Here is a 17,342-nt window from a genome sequence, read left to right on the forward strand (position 1 = left end):
AAACGTGTTCAACGTATCCATCTTTTTTCAGCATGGCATTTTTCCGTAAATATATACAATCCTCAGACGTGATAAAGATAAATGGGATGATTCCATTTCTGCTGATAAAGTGGAAGGTATTGTATGAACACGAATACTATCGCAATTGTAATCCCAGCTTTAAACGAGGAAGAAGCTATTCGCCATCTCATTCCAACTATCCCTCCAGACATTGTTGACTGGATTATCGTGGTTGACAATAACAGCACTGATGGTACGGCTACTGCAGCCCGTTCTGCGGGTGCGATTGTTGTCAGTGAGCCACTACGTGGCTATGGACGGGCCTGCGCAAGTGGCGTCAAAGAAGCGACGAAGCTTGGAGCAGACATCCTTGTATTTATGGATGGAGATGGTAGTGATGATCCAGCCGATCTCTCGCTCATGCTTGCTCCCATTCTCGAGGGGCGAGCTGATCTTACGATTGGATCACGTGTAAGCGAGCGAGCAGAAAAAAAGGCTGTTCCTCCACAGGCTCGTCTGGGCAACTGGCTCGTCAGCCGCCTCATTAGCAGACGGTATCATACTTCTTTACATGATGTAGGTTCCTTCCGAGTTATCCGACGAATGGCATTAGAGACGCTACAAATGCGTGAAATGACCTTTGGCTGGCCCGTCGAGATGCTTGTGAAAGCTGCCCGCGCTCAGTATCGCATCGTTGAAATACCTATCCACTATCGCTGTCGCAGCCATGGACAATCAAAAGTAGCTGGCACACTCATTGGGAGCGTCAAAGCAGCTTATTATATGTTGCGCACGACGTTTCGTTACCTTGGAACGCAAGAAACTATGGACAATGTGTGTACCAGCTTATCAATAGAAAAAAAGGGGACACTTGGATGATTACGACTCCAGTTATGACGTTGCCACGTTCAATTTATATTGAACCAACCAGTCGATGCAATGAGTTTTGCCAGCAGTGCCCACGTACCTTGCTATCACGAGAAGAAGATATCGACTTGAGCTTTGATAAATTTCGCTATATTGTCGATCAATTTCCTGTGTTAGAGCGGGTGGTTCTCCATGGCCTGGGAGAGCCTCTGCTTAATAAAGAGCTGCCACGCATGATTCGTTATCTGAAAGATCGGGGAACCTACGTCCTGTTTAATTCAAATGGGATCGCCCTGACAGAGAAAGTTGGACAGGCTTTAATCGATAACGGGCTTGATGAGTATCGACTTTCAATGGATGGCTCAACCCGCGAGACATATGCTCATGTGCGTGGAGTGGATGCTTTCGACAAGATCTGGCGCAACATTCGCCGCTTTGTTCAGATGCAGCAAGAGCAAGATACGCAGAAGCCTGCCGTTTCGCTCTGGTTTACTGCTATGCGTGAGAATCTTCATGAGTTGCCCGGGCTGATTGATCTGGCCAGTGATGCAGGTGTTAAAGAAGTCTATATGCAGCGCCTGGTCTACTTTGAGGAAGGTCTGGCAGACTCCAAACAGGCTCTTTTCCGCCGCTCCTCTCCTGAAGAGCTGGCTCTGATTCACCATTGTGAACAGAGTTGCCAGGAGAAGGGGATTCGCTTTAAAGCCGCTGGATCGGCAACGCCCGTCGAAAGTATTGTCCGTGATTTCGGAGATCGACCCTGGTCCGGCTGCCGTCGCCCCTACACTCATACGTACATTACCTCTAGCGGCAATGTCCTTTCGTGCTGCTTCGCTCCCTTTGGTCATAAAAGCGCAAAAGAATATCGTGAAGAGCGTGTCCTGGGCAATATCTTTCAGGAGTCGATCGAGCAGATCTGGCATGGTGAGACATACGAAGCTTTCCGCCGCGCATTTGAGAGCGATCATCCCGCTCGGCATTGTTCGCAATGTGGAGTGAATTGGAGCTACTAATGGAGTCAGATACGTGGTTAGATCGTTATACCTTCGAGAAATATGTGCTTGACGTTGCCATCTCAACGTTAGAACATGGAGGAGTGACCTCCAAAGTGGATACATATCAGTTTCTTCCGCCTATCGATGCATGGGGATTCCCTAAGTATCCAGGCAAAACTGTGGTTTTACAACCAGACTCTGATATTGCAGCCGCTCTAAAACTGTTTATCCACAAAAATTCTGTGCACCTCCATGAAAGTGATGCCTGGCTAGGTACCTGGGTAAACCCAACAACAGGATGTTGTTATCTCGATATTACGGTCATCTGTACACGCCTGGAAGATGCTATTCAGGATGCGATTGAACGCAGCAAAAAAGAGCGCCGCAACATCGAGGCGCTCTACAATTTTAAACACAATCGCACTGTCTACCTTAACCAGGCGGTTACATATCGAAAAGATCATGAATAATCCCTATCTGGATGAGTGAAGGCATGCTCCAGCACCCATAGTTTGCTGGAGCAAATGCTTCCAATCTTTCTTCAGCCAGAAAAAATAGTTATCCACTATACCCCCCTCTCCCATGAAAAGGCCGATCAGTCCTTTCTCTGTCTACAAGACATGGTTCTTCTCGTTTGGAGAGAGCATATCCACTTTAGTACTATTATTTTCAAGACTATAGGATAAAACAGGGAGAGGAGGAGAAGATCAGGCTATGATACACCTTTTTCTCGTAAGTAGGTTCGGCTCATGGCCATACTTTGAAACGGATCAGCAGGACCAGGATCTTGTTCAACCACAACGCCTCTTAGCCCGGGCATAGCCTCAATCTGTCGCAAGATGGCCGGTAAAGGCATCTGACCATGCCCCAATTCGGTCGAGACATCCCCGGCAAAATCACGAAGGTGAACATAACCAATCTGATTCAAGTGATCTTGTAAAAAGGCGACCGGATCAATCTTTTTCCACCAGACCCAACCAAGATCAACACAGAGATCAACAACTCGGAAATCTAATTTCTCCAGTAAAATGTCCATTCCTGTCGTTGATCCCTCGATCGGGGAGAACTCAAAGTCATGATTATGATAGTGAAGATGGATACCTTCTGAACGAAAGGCTGCTCCAGCTCTATTTAGGAGGTCGCTAGCTCTACGATAATCTTCTGGAGAACGTTGATACCATTCAATCAGGCCGCTCACAATGATATCCTGTACGTTCATAGCCTTCAAATAGACCATAAGAGGCTGAATATCTTGCAATCGCCCTGTAATAGTATGAGCAGCACAGAGAATGAGATTTCGTTGCTCTAGCTTTGGCCGATAATAATCAGCATCCTCAGGACCACCTTCAATCCCTTGATAGCCAGCCTCAACCAGTCCATCCAGGAGCTGATCGATATCCTTATCAATATCAAATTGCTTACTGAAGATATAAAGTTGTGCTCCAATAATTTGTTTCATACATCTATCCGTTCTCTCACTTATTCGTTCTATAAGATATCTGTCTGACGAGAAAGAGGAAACAGAGCAGATATGCACATTTACATTGAAGTATACTATTTTTTGTGAATACAAAAAGAGCCAGGATGATGAAATCCTGACTCTTGTTTGCTGCTTGTTGCACCTGATGGTACCAACTGTTGAGGATATTCTCTCAATTTTGCCGAGCGCGCCGCTTGCAACCACGCGTTCAAGCCGATTTCCGCTCATTCACCCATGCATGACCAGAGTGACAAGCCGTACGATCATTAGGGCGACTTCGCTTCACCTGTTACCAGGCGTCCACGTGTCGTCTATCGACCAGGTCTTCTTCCTGGGATCTTGATCACACAAAGTGATGGGAAGACTCATCTTGGGTGCGGCTTCGCGCTTAGATGCCTTCAGCGCTTATCCCTTCTGAACATAGCTATCCAGCTGTGGCCCGGGCAGGCCAACTGGCACACCAGCGGTTCAGCCATCTCGGTCCTCTCGTACTGGAGATGACGCCCCTCAATCTTCCTACGCCCACGACGGATAGAGACCGAACTGTCTCGCGACGTTCTGAACCCAGCTCGCGTGCCGCTTTCATGGGCGAACAGCCCAACCCTTGGGACCTACTCCAGCCCCAGGATGCGACGAGCCGACATCGAGGTGCCAAACCTTGCCGTCGATGTGAACTCTTGGGCAAGATAAGCCTGTTATCCCCGGGGTAGCTTTTATCCGTTGAGCCACACTCCTTCCACTCGGGAATGTGGGATCACTAAGTCCGACTTTCGTCCCTGCTCGGCGCGTCTGCCTTGCAGTCAAGCTCTCTTCTGCCTTTACACTCGAAAAGGGTGATGTCCATCCACCCGGAGAGAACCTTTGAGCGCCTCCGTTACTCTTTGGGAGGCGACCGCCCCAGTCAAACTACCCACCTGGTCCTGTCTGCCAACCGGTTCACGGTCTGGCGTGAGACACAAAACACAACGAGAGTGGTATTTCACTGCTGCCTCCTCCACCCCCACAAGGATGGATTCTTCGGCTCCCACCTATGCTACGCACGCTGTCCCTCGTATCCAGGCCAAGCTGTAGTAAAGCTCCACGGGGTCTTTTTGTCCTGTCGTGGGTAACCCGTATCTTCACGGGTACTTCAATTTCGCCGAGTCCTCTGTCGAGACAGTGCTCAACTCGTTACTCCTTTCGTGCGGGTCGGAACTTACCCGACAAGGAATTTCGCTACCTTAGGACCGTTATAGTTACGGCCGCCGTTCACCGGGGCTTCACCTCGTGGCTACGAACACCACTCAGCTTAACCTTCCGGCACTGGGCAGGAGTCAGCCCCTATACTTCCGCTTTCGCGTTCGCAGAGACCTGTGTTTTTGGTAAACAGTCGGTTGAGCCAATTTCTTGCAGCCCCCTCACGCATCGAAACACGCTACTGGGGCACCCCTTCTACCGAAGGTACGGGGTCAATTTGCCGAGTTCCTTAACAGAGGGTCGCTCGATCACCTTGGGGGAGTTCCCCCTGCCTACCAGTGTCGGTTTGCGGTACGGGTAGCGTCAGCTCTCACGAGAGGCTTTTCTTGGCAGCCTGGGGTCCGATGACTTCCGCACGATTGCTCGCGCTCGGTGCCGCTGTCATGCACAGGAGACCGGGATTTGCCTCGGTCTCGCACTTCAAACGACACGCCGATCCTGTCCATTCGATCGGTTCACCTTCCCTACTGCGTCCCCCCATTGTTGATCACGATCTGACGCTAGTGCAGGAATCTCTGACCTGCTTTCCATCGCCTACGACTATGACGTCCTCGGCTTAGGGCCCGACTCACCCTGGGACGATTGACGGTGCCCAGGAACCCTCAGGCATTCGGTGTCTCTGGTTTTCACAGAGATTGCGCTACTCATTCCGGCATTCTCACTTCTCGTCGCTCCACCAGTCCTTCCGGTCTGGCTTCTCTGCTTGAGAACGCTCCCCTACCATCCTGGTCAAAAACCAGGATTCACGGCTTCGGTACACTGCTTAAGCCTCGCTACGTTGTCGGTGCCACTACACTCGACCAGTGAGCTATTACGCACTCTTTCAATGATGGCTGCTTCTAAGCCAACATCCTGGCTGTTATTGCGTACTGACTCCCTTTGACACTGAGCAGTGATTTAGAGACCTTAGCCGGTGATCTGGGCTGTTTCCCTTTTGACAATGAAGCTTAGCCCCCACTGTCTCACTTGCATGCTCCATTCTGCTGGCATTCGGAGTTTGAGAAGGGTTGGTAACCCGCACAGGGCCCCGAGCCTTTCCAGCGCTCTACCTCCAACAGACAACACATGCAGCTGTACCTCAATACATTTCGGGGAGAACCAGCTATCTCCACGTTCGATTGGAATTTCTCCCCTATCCACAAGTCATCCCCCAGTTTTGCAACACTGGTGGGTTCGAGCCTCGACGGACTGTCACATCCGCTTCACTCTGCTCATGGATAGCTCACGTGGTTTCGGGTCGCATCGCCGCAACGCGCGCCTACTTCAGACTCGGTTGCCCTCTGGCTCCCCAGCTTTACCGCTGGTTAACCTGCTACGACGATGCACTCGCCGGATCATTCTACAAAAGGCACGCCATCAGCCCTTGGTTCCTCCTGGAACAGTGGCCTCTGACTGCTGGTGAGTACGTGGTTTCAGGGTCTCTTTCATCCCCCTCTCGGGGTGCTTTTCACCTTTCCCTCACGGTACTTGTTCGCTATCGGTCACGAAAGATGTTGAGCCTTGGAGGGTGGTCCCCCCAGCTTCCCACAAGGTTTCACGTGCCTCGTGGTACTCAGGATCCCGATCCACGCTCTCCGGCTGTTCACTACGGGACTCTCACCCGCTCTGGTCCTGCTTTCCAACAGGTTCGTGTAGCTAGAGATTGTTTGTTATCGGTCCTACAACCCCGCCCGTTCCGAAGAACGGATGGTTTGGGCTCCTCCCGGTTCGCTCGCCACTACTACGGGAATCTCGGTTGATTTCTTTTCGTCGAGCTACTGAGATGTTTCAGTTCGCCCGCTGCCCTCTGCCCTGTCTATGTGTTCAACAGGGAGTATCCAGACATCACTCTGGATGGGTTGCCCCATTCGGAATCTCGAGGTTCATGGCTTGTATGCAGCTCCCCTCGAACGTTTCGCCGGTCTCCGCGTCCTTCATCGGTCTTTCGTGCCAAGGCATCCACCTCGTACTCTGTGTAGCTTGTTCGTTTCTACGGTCTTGATGGTGTCTTGCTTGCTCTGCTTCAACTCGTGCTTGCAATCTTCATCGCTCAGCAAAATTGAAGGAATATCCTCTTCAGTTGTTCAGGTGCACGTGATCAGGGGAAACCCCAACCACTGGAGAGTGGAAACCAAACGCAGTCCCTGGTCGCTCAAAGCAACCATCAGTATCCTGTTTCGACCTAGGAGTGGATGGAGGTGCTTGCTCATTGCTGAGAAAGGTCCATCAAAGCTCCCTAGAAAGGAGGTGATCCAGCCGCACCTTCCGGTACGGCTACCTTGTTACGACTTCACCCCAATCACCGACCCCACCCTCGACGCTTGCCTCCCCGAAGGGTTAGCCCAGCGGCTTCAGGTGTTGCCGACTTTCGTGGTGTGACGGGCGGTGTGTACAAGACCCGGGAACGTATTCACCGTAGTGTGCTGACCTACGGTTACTAGCAACTCCCACTTCATGGAGGCGGGTTGCAGCCTCCAATCTGAACTGAGGCCGAGTTTGACGAGATTGGCTCCCCCTCGCGGGTTCGCAACTCTTTGTCTCGACCATTGTAGCGTGTGTGTCGCCCAGGACGTAAGGGCCGTGCTGACTTGACGTCATCCCCGCCTTCCTCCACGTTGATCGCGGCAGTTTCGTTAGATCATTCAACTAACGACAGGGGTTGCGCTCGTTGCGGGACTTAACCCAACATCTCACGACACGAGCTGACGACAGCCATGCAGCACCTGTGGAACCGCCCCGAAGGGACAGCGCGTTACCGCTGGTGCAATTCCATGTCAAGTCCTGGTAAGGTTCTTCGCGTTGCATCGAATTAAACCACACGCTCCGCTGCTTGTGCGGGTCCCCGTCAATTCCTTTGAGTTTTAATCTTGCGACCGTACTCCCCAGGCGGACCACTTCAAACGTTAGCTCCGGCACTGAGAGGGTCGAACCTCCCAACGCCTAGTGGTCATCGTTTACGGCCAGGACTACCGGGGTATCTAATCCCGTTCGCTCCCCTGGCTTTCGCACCTGAGCGTCAGGTACTTCCCAGGACACTGCCTTCGCCATTGGTGTTCCTCCGGATATCTACGCATTTCACCACTCCACCCGGAATTCCGTGTCCCTCTGAAGCCCTCAAGTCGGGCAGTCTTCATACACCCTCTCCAGTTGAGCCGGAGATTGTCAGTACAAACTTACCTGACCGCCTGCGTGCGCTTTACGCCCAATAAATCCGGACAACGCTTGCCCCCTACGTATTACCGCGGCTGCTGGCACGTAGTTAGCCGGGGCTTCTTCCTTGGGTACCGTCCGTTCTCGTCCCCAAGAAAAGCAGTTTACGATCCGAAAACCGTCATCCTGCACGCGGCGTTGCTCGTTCAGGGTTGCCCCCATTGACGAAAATTCCTCACTGCTGCCCCCCGTAGGAGTCTGGGCCGTTCTCAATCCCAGTGTGGCTGATCGTCCTCTCAGACCAGCTACTGATCGTCGCCTTGGTAAGCCTTGACCTCACCAACTAGCTAATCAGACGCAGACCCATCCCAAAGCGCCCTTGCGAGCTTTCCTCTTGCGAGCATATGCGGTATTGTCGGCGATTTCTCGCCGGTATTCCTCACTTTGGGGCAGATAATCCACGCGTTACTCACCCGTCCGCCACTCACTCATTGCTGAGTGCGTTCGACTTGCATGTGTTAGGCACGCCGCCAGCGTTTATCCTGAGCCAGGATCAAACTCGCCATCCAATTTATGTTCAAGAGAGCCACAGCGGGCCTCCCGAAAATGCATTGTGTAGTTCGCGATCCAGTCCAAGTGTTTATTGCTTGGCTTGTTCGCAGATTTGCATCACTTAGCTCACGCTAAGTGATTGAATTGACAGGAACTGGTGTCTTGTTACTCTGTAAAACCAGTTACTGTTCTGCTTTCCACTCTTCAGTTGTCAAAGTGCGACTGATCGAGAACCGTAGCTCTCGGGTGTCTCGCTCGATTGCGTTGTTTTGGCGTTCTCGCGACGACTGCTGTAGTATCTCACATTCCTCGGGGTCTGTCAAGCGTTTTCTCGTTGAGTTTTTTCGCCTGTCCCGAAAGTCCTTCTTCTCCGTGGTGTGGACGCTTCCGGCCTCTGAAGAGGGCTGAAAGACCTACGGACGAACCGTGTGGTCGTGCACATCATCGGGAAGGAATCTTCCTGAGGGGCCACGTTACCGTGGCACAGCCGGGGGTTTGCGGACAGGAGCACCCTCCAGGAGAGTGATTGTCTGGAAACGACAGCTCACGGAGTATACCATGAAAGAGAAAGGCCGTCAAGTGCTTTTCCAGGCAGTATTCCTAACAACAAAAAATCAAGTACTTAAGGTAAAGGAATAGATCCCAAACGGCCTGATAACTCCTCTTCATCTTCTCTTCTGGATGCGGTACCCTATAGCTAGAAAATCAGAAAGCCCTCGACCTGAATAGCAGATCGAGGGCGTCAAGAATAGTAAGTTAGTCTGTCCAGACCCAATCACGAACTTCTGGCATATCCTCCAGGTTTGTTCGAACATATGACTCATGCTTGACCAACAGATCTTCACATTCAGCAATCAAGCCAGGAGTTAGATTTCGAACGCGCTTGGCATGCTTCAATGCTTCAATGCACAGGTGATAGCGGCTCATACCATTGCGAACAACCATATCAAAGGGGGTTGTTGTTGTTCCTTCCTCAACAAAACCACGAACATGGAAGCGATGCGTGTTTGGACGGCCATGAATAAGCTCATGGATGGCACGTTGATACCCATGGAAGGCAAACACAACTGGCTTATCTTCTGTGAAGTTTTCCACAAAAGCTTCATTGCTCAGGCCATGCGGATGGTATGCTGGTGGGTAGAGTGTCATCAAATCAACAACATTGACAACACGAACCTTTAACTCTGGCAGATGCTGACGGAGCCACCAGGCTGCCGCAACTGTCTCCAATGTAGGAACATCTCCAGCACAGGCCAGAACCACATCTGGCTCAACTTGATCATCATTACTGGCCCATTTCCAGATTGAGAGGCCACGATTACAATGCTCAAAGGCTTCTTCAATGCTCATCCACTGTAACTGAGGCTGCTTATCAATAACAATCAGGTTCACGTAGTTGTGGCTGCGGAAACAATGGTCAGAGATGGACAGCAATGAATTTGCATCCGGTGGCAGATAGATACGAGCTACATTGCCTTTCTTCGACAACACAATATCAATGAGTCCAGGGCCCTGATGGCTAAAACCATTGTGGTCATTACGCCAGCAGGTTGAGGTAAGCAGAATGTTCAACGAAGGAATGGGCTTACGCCACGAAAGATGCAAGCTCTCCTGCAACCATTTAGCATGCTGAACGGTCATTGAGGCAGAGACCATCGCAAATGCTTCATAGGTTGCAAACAATCCATTACGACCTGTAAGCAAGTAGCCTTCTAGCCAACCCTGACAAAGGTGCTCGCTTAAGACCTCAAGCACACGGCCATCTGGTGTAACATGATCATCAACAGAGAGCAGTTTCCCAGTCGAACAACGATTCTCCACCTCAAATACGTTGCCTAAACGGTTGGAATTGGTCTCGTCTGGACAGAACAGCCGGAAGTTCTTGTTCTTAGCGTTGCGTGTAAAGATATCACGCATAAATTTGCCTAGTTGGCGCGTTGATTCATAACGCTCGGTGCCAGGTTTGGTCACCGCCAGAGCATAATCGCGAAATTCAGGAACATCTAAAGCTGGCAGATCAGCCGAACCGCCGTTTGCCGCAGGGTTGGCGCTCATACGCAATTCGCCCTGAGGAGCAAGTGCTGCCAATTCAGGCTTGAGATGACCATTCTCGTCAAAAATCTCTTCTGGTTTATAGCTACGGAGCCACTGCTCAAGAATACGCAAGTGGCTTGCATTCTGTTTTACTTCCGAGACAGGGACCTGATGCGCACGAAAAGTTCCAATCACTTGCGTGCCATCAACTTCGCCTGGGCCCGTCCATCCCTTTGGCGTGCGCAAGACAATTGCTGGCCAGAAGGGTGCCTTACTAAAGCCATTTGTACGAGCGTCGATCTGATACTCACGAATCTTCCCATAACAGGTATCAAGCACTTCAGCAAATGCTTTGTGCATAGTCATAGGATCATCGCCCTCAACAAAAAAGACTTCATACCCATGACCTTCCAGAAGTTTGCGAATCTGATCATCTTCTTCGCGACCTAGTACGGTTGGTCCAGCAATCTTATACCCATTCAAATGTAAGATTGGCAAGACTGCTCCATCTCGAGCAGGATTGATAAACTTTACGCTCTTCCAGGCACCCTCCAGCGGAGCTGTTTCTGCTTCACCGTCGCCAATGACTGCCACTGCAAGCAGATCCGGGTTATCCATAATTGCACCAAAGGCATGTGAGAGCACATATCCTAACTCACCGCCTTCGTGAATCGAACCAGGTGTAGGAACGCTCACATGGCTGGGAATACCGCCCGGCGTCGAGAACTGGCGGAATAAACGGTGGAGACCCTTTTCATCCTCCGAAACCTCAGGGTAAATCTCTGAGTAGGTTCCTTCTAGATAAGCACTGGCTACCAGAGCCGGGCCCCCATGGCCGGGACCCGCCAGATAAATGGCACTGACATTGTTCTCCTGAATCAACCGATTCATGTGGACATAAATAAAGCTAAGACCAGGAGATGTTCCCCAGTGACCAAGCAAACGAGGTTTGATGTGCTCGGGGCGGAGCGGTTCCTTCAAGAGCACATTATCTTGTAGATAAATTTGTCCTACAGTCAGATAATTGGCTGCGTTCCAATATCTGTCCATTAGCTCAAGTTGTCTCTGGTCAATTACTGACATCCTATCCTCCAAAAAAACCTTACAATAACTTCGCTTCATTGGTAACCATGTATTTGACAGTATCTTCTTTCACTCCAGGCAGGCATCGTTTTCTAAAAAACGGTACTCCGCTTTGAATGAATAAGTCCACTCATTTATATCGCTTCAGGAAAGGTGGAATTCATTCCTACGCCAATCAATATACTTCCATGTTCAATCTCTAACCCGATTATATACTATGATTCTAACCTTTGTCCTCGCGTATAGACAAGTTCAACTTTTGCTATATGTATCTTACTTACCTGGTATCACACTATTATCACCCTGTCATTCTGCCAGATCACAATACTATCACAGACTATTTTTATTTTTACATGTCATACTTCTCAAATATATTGAAGGTTTTTTGAATAATGATGCATTTTTTACTTTCATGCAACAAGTTTTTTTTATGAATTATAAGAATGAGGGGCACTGAATTCTTATTTTGGGGTGTGAAAATTATGGATATTCTTCCTATACTGGACAAAAAAAAGTGGTGACCGCATAAAAGTCACCACTTGAAACTGAAGGGGCATTGAGTTTTTTTCACGCTTTACGTGTTTTTATGGCTTTATTGCATGCTCTTCGGATTGATTTACGAACATATATCCAATACCAACCTTTGTACGAATGTAACGTGGATGGGAGGGATCAATCTCCAATTTTCGACGCAAACGATTGATATTTACCTGCAACATATGGCTTTCGCCCATATATTCTTCACCCCAGACGTGGCTCAATAAAAGATCTTGTGTGACAACACGTCCCGCGTTTTGTGCTAAATAGAAGAGCAGACGATATTCTATCGGTGATACAGGTACATCTTGACCGGCCATAAGGACTTGATGTTGCGCGGAATCAATGATCAGATCTCCAACTTTGAGGATTGTCCGCATATGAGCGTGATTTGAGGCACCATCATTTGATGCAAAGGTAGAACGGCGCAAGACAGAACGAACACGTGCGAGCAGCTCTTCAATGCTAAACGGCTTGGTTAAATAGTCGTCGGCCCCAAGATCAAGTCCATAAACCTTATCTTGATCCTGACCACGTGCGGTAATAATAATGATGGGAACAGTTGAAAATTCGCGCACTTTTTTACAAACGGTAAAGCCATCCATCCTTGGCATCATCACATCCAGCAGGACCAGATCTGGAGTATACTCTTCAATCATTTCCAGTGCTTGTTTTCCATCGCTAGCCGTCAAAATAGTATAATCCTCAAATTGAAGATTCCGCGTGATTAAGCGCAACAATTGGGGATCATCATCAGCAACTAACACTGTTATTCTTTTTAGAGGCATACAAAAAGAGACTCCTTACAATGTGTATACAAGAGATGTCCTATCTCTCACGCAATGGCAAAACAATACGAAATATACTTCCTTTACCTTCGAGGCTTTCTGCCCAGATGAGCCCATTGTGTAGCTCAACAATATATTTACAGATCGTTAATCCCAATCCCAGACCACCAACTTCGCGTGTTAAACGTGTATCGACACGATAAAAGCGATCAAAAATATGGTGAAGATGTTCAGCAGGAATACCAATACCAGAATCACGTATCCAGATCTCAATCACTGGTTTGAATGACAATGACAGCAGCTTTTGCTGTACAGACTCCTCTTGTCCTCTAAGAAATCCTCCATCTATGGCTTGACACTGAAACGATTGGAGAGCAGAGATCCCTACTTCAACATGGCTATTATCCGCAGCATACAGGACCGCATTCTCTAGCAAGTTATCAAGGACAATTCTAAAGAGCTGCCGATCAACTTGAACAATAGTGCCTTGCTGAGAAGCTATCTGTACGTCAAAAACAGTCTGTTCAGATGTTAAATTCCTCCCATGAGCACGTGCAATGCTCGTCTGGCGCTGTCCGAAAGACTCAATTGCTTCTTTCATAAGATGGCCCAGATCAACTGTTGTGAGATGTACTGAAGTGGCTCCCGTTTCAAGCCATGATAACTGTAACAGGCGCTCAACCACAATCTCCATCCGATCGCTCGCTTCACTAATTGCAGAGAGATATTCTTGCTGCTCATCAGGTGAAATGCGATTTTTATGGAGTAAGAGAGTTGATGCGTAGCCTTTAATTGCTGTTAATGGGCTACGCAACTCATGACTTACAACAGCTAATATTTCTGCGTTAAGGATCTCAGTTTCATGCATTGTTTTATGCTCAATATCCCTTGCCAACACTTGAATGTACTCTACAACTAATTAGTTCTGCACTGTCCCTACTCATCAGTCTCAATTATAGAGTGAAGGCAGTCACAAAGAAAGCACACACAAAGCATAGATATCACAATGAACTCACAAAAGCTCAACCTTTGTACCATCGCTACACTTTTCTCTCCACCAGATGTCGCTCACTCTCTTAATAGCGAGGCTGAGATGAGACTTGAAGGGGTCTCATCTCAGCTCCTTGTGTGAGCTCCACGAGAGCATGGTATCTCTCTCGTTAGCTATCATTGTGCTTATACCGTTGTACTTGCAGGTTTCGCCGTGGCCAGGCGGGCTTTCCCTTTCTCAGTAGCGAGAGAACCAGTCCATGGTGTTCCCAGAAGAGGGAGGATATAGCGGTCTCCACCATAGTAACCAGCAATACGCCAGGCCAGAATCAGGAAGAGAGCCAGGAAGCCAAGGATCGGGTTGGTACTAACAGTACCCGCCAGCAGGTAGTTCAGGTTCATCGTGACACCAAAGAAGGAGGCAATACCAGTCAGGATGCCGAAAATCAGACCCAGACCTACCAGTACTTCACCAAAGGTAACAAGGTAAGCGAATAAGGCTGCATTTGGAATTACAACATTCTGCAAAAACGAAGCGTACCAATCTTGCACCGCAGGATGGGCTCCAGACGAGAGCTTGATAGCACCAGTAGCAAAACCCGTGATCGCTGCTCCATCATGACCGCTAAACACCCACGCTCCACCCTTCTGTGCCTGACCAAAGAGGCTATAGCCAGTCATTTTCTCAAAACCGGCTGTTAACCATTCATATCCAACATAAAGACGAACTATTAGCCAGACCCAGGCCATTCGCGTATCAGCAAACAAGAATTTAGCAATCGGAGGCTCAGGAATCTGGGTGGCCGAACGAGGACTAACAGCATTGAAAGCACGCATCTTTTTTCTCCTTGTGAATCAATAACTTCTATAATGACACGTAAATTTTTTATGATTCAAGCAAAACCAGAAATAAATTTCTCTTTATATTGAATCGATTTATGTCTTGCTCTACTTGACAGTTTTATAATAATTTATATGCATCACTCCGATATCACAGCACGTAAAATGAAATCACAGCGATATCTCAAAAAGAAATGGACAAAGAAAAAGCCCCTGTTCCTACTGAGTCTCATGTGACGATGCAGTAGGAACAGGGGCTTTTCCTCTTTCAAGCCTGGGAAGTATCAAACATCAGTGAGAGGTGGCCCTGCAAGCAACTTATCTAGCGTCTGCTTTTTAATACGATACCCTTGACGCTTGCCTCGATGAGGAAGGGGGATAGCCTCTAATAATCCATGCGTAATCCAACGCCTTACAGTGGTTGTATCTACACGTAAACGCTTAGCAACTTCACGCACTGTTAATAATTCACCACCACGCAGACCACTTTCGCCTTGTTCTTGAGGTTCGTTTTGAGTAGCCACTACACCTTTGCTCCATTCTTTCTCTCCGCAGTTCCTTGCAGCCACCAAACGGTGCACTCCCTGTCCGTCCATTTTTTATCAACTCATTTGTTCTATTATGGGAGAGCTTTTCAACAAGGCTCCTTTAAAAAGGTTAAGATACAAGAAACACGTAAGAAAGAACAGAAATGATACATATCATTTCATCTTTCTCGCTTCGTAAAGAGGGCGCAACATAGTTGAATAAGCCTCAATCGCGGGGAGAAAAGAAACGGGAATAATCGAAACTTGATTTGTTTCGATTTGATCAGCTATGGTGAATACAACACTATTCATCTCGATTTATCCTGGCTCTGAGTTATGGGCCCTCTTGCTTTACATCTCCTTGCTTGATATGCTAGAAAAAAAGGGGCGAAAAAACAATCGCAATGATACCTATCTCTCTCTCCGCTCTCCTCAGTGGCTTTACACTTGGGGCAAGCCTGATTATTGCTATTGGTGCTCAGAATGCGTTTGTCTTACGTCAGGGACTCAAACGACATCATGTCTTTGTGACGGCATGTATCTGCACGCTCTGCGATGCTATCCTGATTACGCTCGGAGTTGCTGGCTTTGGGACAATTGTTACCTCTATTCCGCTCTTAGCATTGATTGCGACCTGGGGAGGTGCGGCGTTTCTACTCATCTATGGGCTACGGTCTTTCCGTTCAGCTCTTCATTCTGCCTCCCTTGAGGTGGATGCAACGCAACCACCTCCACCCAGTATCCAAGCAACCGCTCTCACTATTCTGGCGTTAAGTTTGCTTAATCCGCATGTTTATCTCGATACAGTTGTCCTCGTTGGAAGCATTGGAGCCCATTATCCTCTCGAGCAACGCTCGTCGTTTGCGATTGGGGCTATGTCCGCCTCCTTCTGCTGGTTTTTTGGCCTGGCCTATGGAGCAGCATGGCTGACACCGCTCTTTCGCAAGCCATTGGCCTGGCGCATCCTTGATTGCATTGTGGGCGTCGTCATGTGGGGGATTGCAGGATCTCTTATCTGGTCAGCGCTGGTCCACTAACAGGCAAACAGAAAAGCGCTTTGATTGGACAAACTCCATCAAAGCGCTTTTCTGTTTGCTTATCCCTTTATCCAGGGCAGGAGAAACTGGACACTTAAGCGATCTGCCCTTGATCCTGTGCAACGAGACTCTTTTTCTGCTGCCATCTCAATTTCCAGGGCCAACCAATCTGCATACACAGATAGGATAACACGACAAAAAGGAAGGCGATCAAGGTGGTATGGATAATGCCCCAGATCAACTGAACTCCTGTCAAGACGGTCATAGCGCCGCTTACTGCCTGAAGGCAAACAAGTAAAAAGGCCAGCCAGCTCCCTATCACAAGATCACGACGCACTCCATAATTTCTGATAATAATGATCAGAAAGGCCAGTAAGAGGAGCCAGATGCTCGCCGCACCATACCGATGCAACATCTGAATGCCTGCATGAGAATCAAAACCTGGCAGGTATGTAGAGCTACAGGCAGGGAACTGGGTGCCACATCCTAACGCCGATTCTGTATGCTGAACTAAGGCACCAGAATAGATGACCAGATAGATATAGGCCATCAGGGCCCAGATGGTATATTGTAGCCCCTTTGTCGCTGGCTTGCTCGCTGTCAACAAATCCAGGCGCCTGGCATCTTCAATCTGAAAGAGGCGTACGGTTAATAACATGACACTAGCAAAACAGATAAGGGCAAAGCCAAAATGAAGAGCTAGCAGAGGGTATTTGGCAAAAGACCCCTCAAACACAACCGTTAAAGCTCCCAGACCACCCTGTAAGACGACAAAAAAGACACTGAGAAAGCCCAGAATTTTGACATGGATGTCTTTCCGATAACTTAACCAGGCCCAGAGAGCTAAGAGAACAATAAGAAAACCTCCGGTTCCAGAGGTAATACGATGCCCATACTCGTAAAAGGCATTTACACTCATGGAGTCTGGCAAAAGTTGTCCATGGCACAATGGCCAGGTCTGCCCACAGCCCTGACCAGAATCTGTTTTTGTGACTAATGCCCCCAACAACACCATCGTAAATGCGCCAAAGGCAGTTATAATAGCCAGTGTCCTTAATAAATACTTATTCATGATCTTTCCTACTAGAGATGGATCCTCTGACGCCCCTACTTCTTTCTCAGAACAGTTCATCCATCCGCCGTGAATTGTCTCTCTTACAATAGTAACAAAACCAGGAGGAAAATGTGAATAGTCCCCCCATGTAGTACTTCAGATTTAGACGCGGGGAACAAAGAAGTGGTAAAAA

11 protein-coding genes and 2 rRNA genes are annotated in these 17,342 nt (G+C 48.7%); 4 read left to right on the forward strand and 9 right to left on the reverse strand.

Going from position 1 to position 17,342, the window contains the following annotated elements:
* Window positions 1-123: 123 nt before the first annotated feature.
* Genes EL628_RS28020 through EL628_RS28030 form a run of 3 tightly spaced genes read left to right on the forward strand, consistent with a single transcriptional unit; the run spans window position 124 to window position 2,332 of the window.
* Entirely contained in the window at window positions 124-879 is a 756-nt protein-coding gene (locus EL628_RS28020; RefSeq protein ID WP_126583275.1) for a glycosyltransferase family 2 protein, read from the forward strand.
* Window positions 876-1,880 (forward strand): radical SAM protein, encoded by a 1,005-nt coding sequence (locus tag EL628_RS28025; RefSeq protein ID WP_126583276.1) that lies wholly within the window; start codon window positions 876-878, stop codon window positions 1,878-1,880. The genes EL628_RS28020 and EL628_RS28025 overlap by 4 nt, the downstream gene beginning before the upstream one ends.
* Window positions 1,880-2,332 carry a hypothetical protein gene (locus EL628_RS28030; protein ID WP_126583277.1) on the forward strand — a complete coding sequence of 151 codons (453 nt, stop codon included), beginning with the start codon at window positions 1,880-1,882 and terminating at the stop codon, window positions 2,330-2,332. Before EL628_RS28025 ends, EL628_RS28030 begins: the two co-directional genes overlap by 1 nt.
* Window positions 2,333-2,574: 242 nt before the next feature.
* Here the strand turns inward: EL628_RS28030 and EL628_RS28035 are convergent, their stop codons facing one another.
* From EL628_RS28035 to EL628_RS28070, 8 genes are all read right to left on the reverse strand, one after another.
* Entirely contained in the window at window positions 2,575-3,321 is a 747-nt protein-coding gene (locus EL628_RS28035; RefSeq protein ID WP_161975836.1) for a sugar phosphate isomerase/epimerase family protein, read from the reverse strand.
* 267 nt (window positions 3,322-3,588) lie between these two features.
* Window positions 3,589-6,543 (reverse strand): 23S ribosomal RNA (locus EL628_RS28040).
* Window positions 6,544-6,797: 254 nt separating this feature from the next.
* Window positions 6,798-8,276 (reverse strand): 16S ribosomal RNA (locus EL628_RS28045).
* The 16S and 23S rRNA genes sit together here, the layout of an rRNA operon.
* 739 nt (window positions 8,277-9,015) lie before the next feature.
* Entirely contained in the window at window positions 9,016-11,376 is a 2,361-nt protein-coding gene (locus tag EL628_RS28050; RefSeq protein WP_126583279.1) for a phosphoketolase family protein, read from the reverse strand.
* A gap of 584 nt (window positions 11,377-11,960) precedes the next feature.
* Window positions 11,961-12,701 carry a response regulator transcription factor gene (locus EL628_RS28055; protein ID WP_126583280.1) on the reverse strand — a complete coding sequence of 247 codons (741 nt, stop codon included), beginning with the start codon at window positions 12,699-12,701 and terminating at the stop codon, window positions 11,961-11,963.
* Between the two features lie 40 nt (window positions 12,702-12,741).
* The gene (locus tag EL628_RS28060) at window positions 12,742-13,569 is read right to left on the reverse strand and encodes a sensor histidine kinase (protein ID WP_126583281.1); all 828 of its coding nucleotides are present in this window, start codon (window positions 13,567-13,569) and stop codon (window positions 12,742-12,744) included.
* Between the two features lie 308 nt (window positions 13,570-13,877).
* Window positions 13,878-14,528: a DoxX family membrane protein gene (locus EL628_RS28065; RefSeq protein WP_126583282.1), complete on the reverse strand. Its 651-nt coding sequence runs from the start codon at window positions 14,526-14,528 to the stop codon at window positions 13,878-13,880.
* Between the two features lie 287 nt (window positions 14,529-14,815).
* Complete coding sequence (locus EL628_RS28070; RefSeq protein WP_245994509.1) at window positions 14,816-15,055, reverse strand: helix-turn-helix domain-containing protein; 240 nt, start codon at window positions 15,053-15,055, stop codon at window positions 14,816-14,818.
* Window positions 15,056-15,462: 407 nt separating this feature from the next.
* On the opposite strand from EL628_RS28070, the gene EL628_RS28075 reads away from it, so the two are divergent.
* Complete coding sequence (locus tag EL628_RS28075; RefSeq protein ID WP_126583284.1) at window positions 15,463-16,095, forward strand: LysE/ArgO family amino acid transporter; 633 nt, start codon at window positions 15,463-15,465, stop codon at window positions 16,093-16,095.
* 94 nt (window positions 16,096-16,189) lie between these two features.
* Here EL628_RS28075 and EL628_RS28080 read toward each other — a convergent pair whose 3' ends face one another.
* Window positions 16,190-17,167, reverse strand: a complete 978-nt coding sequence (locus EL628_RS28080) for a COX15/CtaA family protein (RefSeq protein WP_161975837.1) — start codon at window positions 17,165-17,167, stop codon at window positions 16,190-16,192.
* Window positions 17,168-17,342 lie beyond the last annotated feature (175 nt).

It is taken from the genome of Tengunoibacter tsumagoiensis, assembly GCF_003967535.1.
Lineage (GTDB): Bacteria > Chloroflexota > Ktedonobacteria > Ktedonobacterales > Ktedonobacteraceae > Tengunoibacter > Tengunoibacter tsumagoiensis.

Bases quoted from the DNA above. Each gene is read 5' to 3' on its own strand.
- EL628_RS28075 (WP_126583284.1), top strand. From the start codon at position 15,463: ATGATACCTATCTCTCTCTCCGCTCTCCTCAGTGGCTTTACACTTGGG.
- EL628_RS28050 (WP_126583279.1), bottom strand. From the start codon at position 11,376: ATGTCAGTAATTGACCAGAGACAACTTGAGCTAATGGACAGATATTGG.
- EL628_RS28065 (WP_126583282.1), bottom strand. From the start codon at position 14,528: ATGCGTGCTTTCAATGCTGTTAGTCCTCGTTCGGCCACCCAGATTCCT.
- EL628_RS28080 (WP_161975837.1), bottom strand. From the start codon at position 17,167: ATGAATAAGTATTTATTAAGGACACTGGCTATTATAACTGCCTTTGGC.
- EL628_RS28055 (WP_126583280.1), bottom strand. From the start codon at position 12,701: ATGCCTCTAAAAAGAATAACAGTGTTAGTTGCTGATGATGATCCCCAA.
- EL628_RS28025 (WP_126583276.1), top strand. From the start codon at position 876: ATGATTACGACTCCAGTTATGACGTTGCCACGTTCAATTTATATTGAA.
- EL628_RS28020 (WP_126583275.1), top strand. From the start codon at position 124: ATGAACACGAATACTATCGCAATTGTAATCCCAGCTTTAAACGAGGAA.
- EL628_RS28030 (WP_126583277.1), top strand. From the start codon at position 1,880: ATGGAGTCAGATACGTGGTTAGATCGTTATACCTTCGAGAAATATGTG.
- EL628_RS28035 (WP_161975836.1), bottom strand. From the start codon at position 3,321: ATGAAACAAATTATTGGAGCACAACTTTATATCTTCAGTAAGCAATTT.
- EL628_RS28060 (WP_126583281.1), bottom strand. From the start codon at position 13,569: ATGCATGAAACTGAGATCCTTAACGCAGAAATATTAGCTGTTGTAAGT.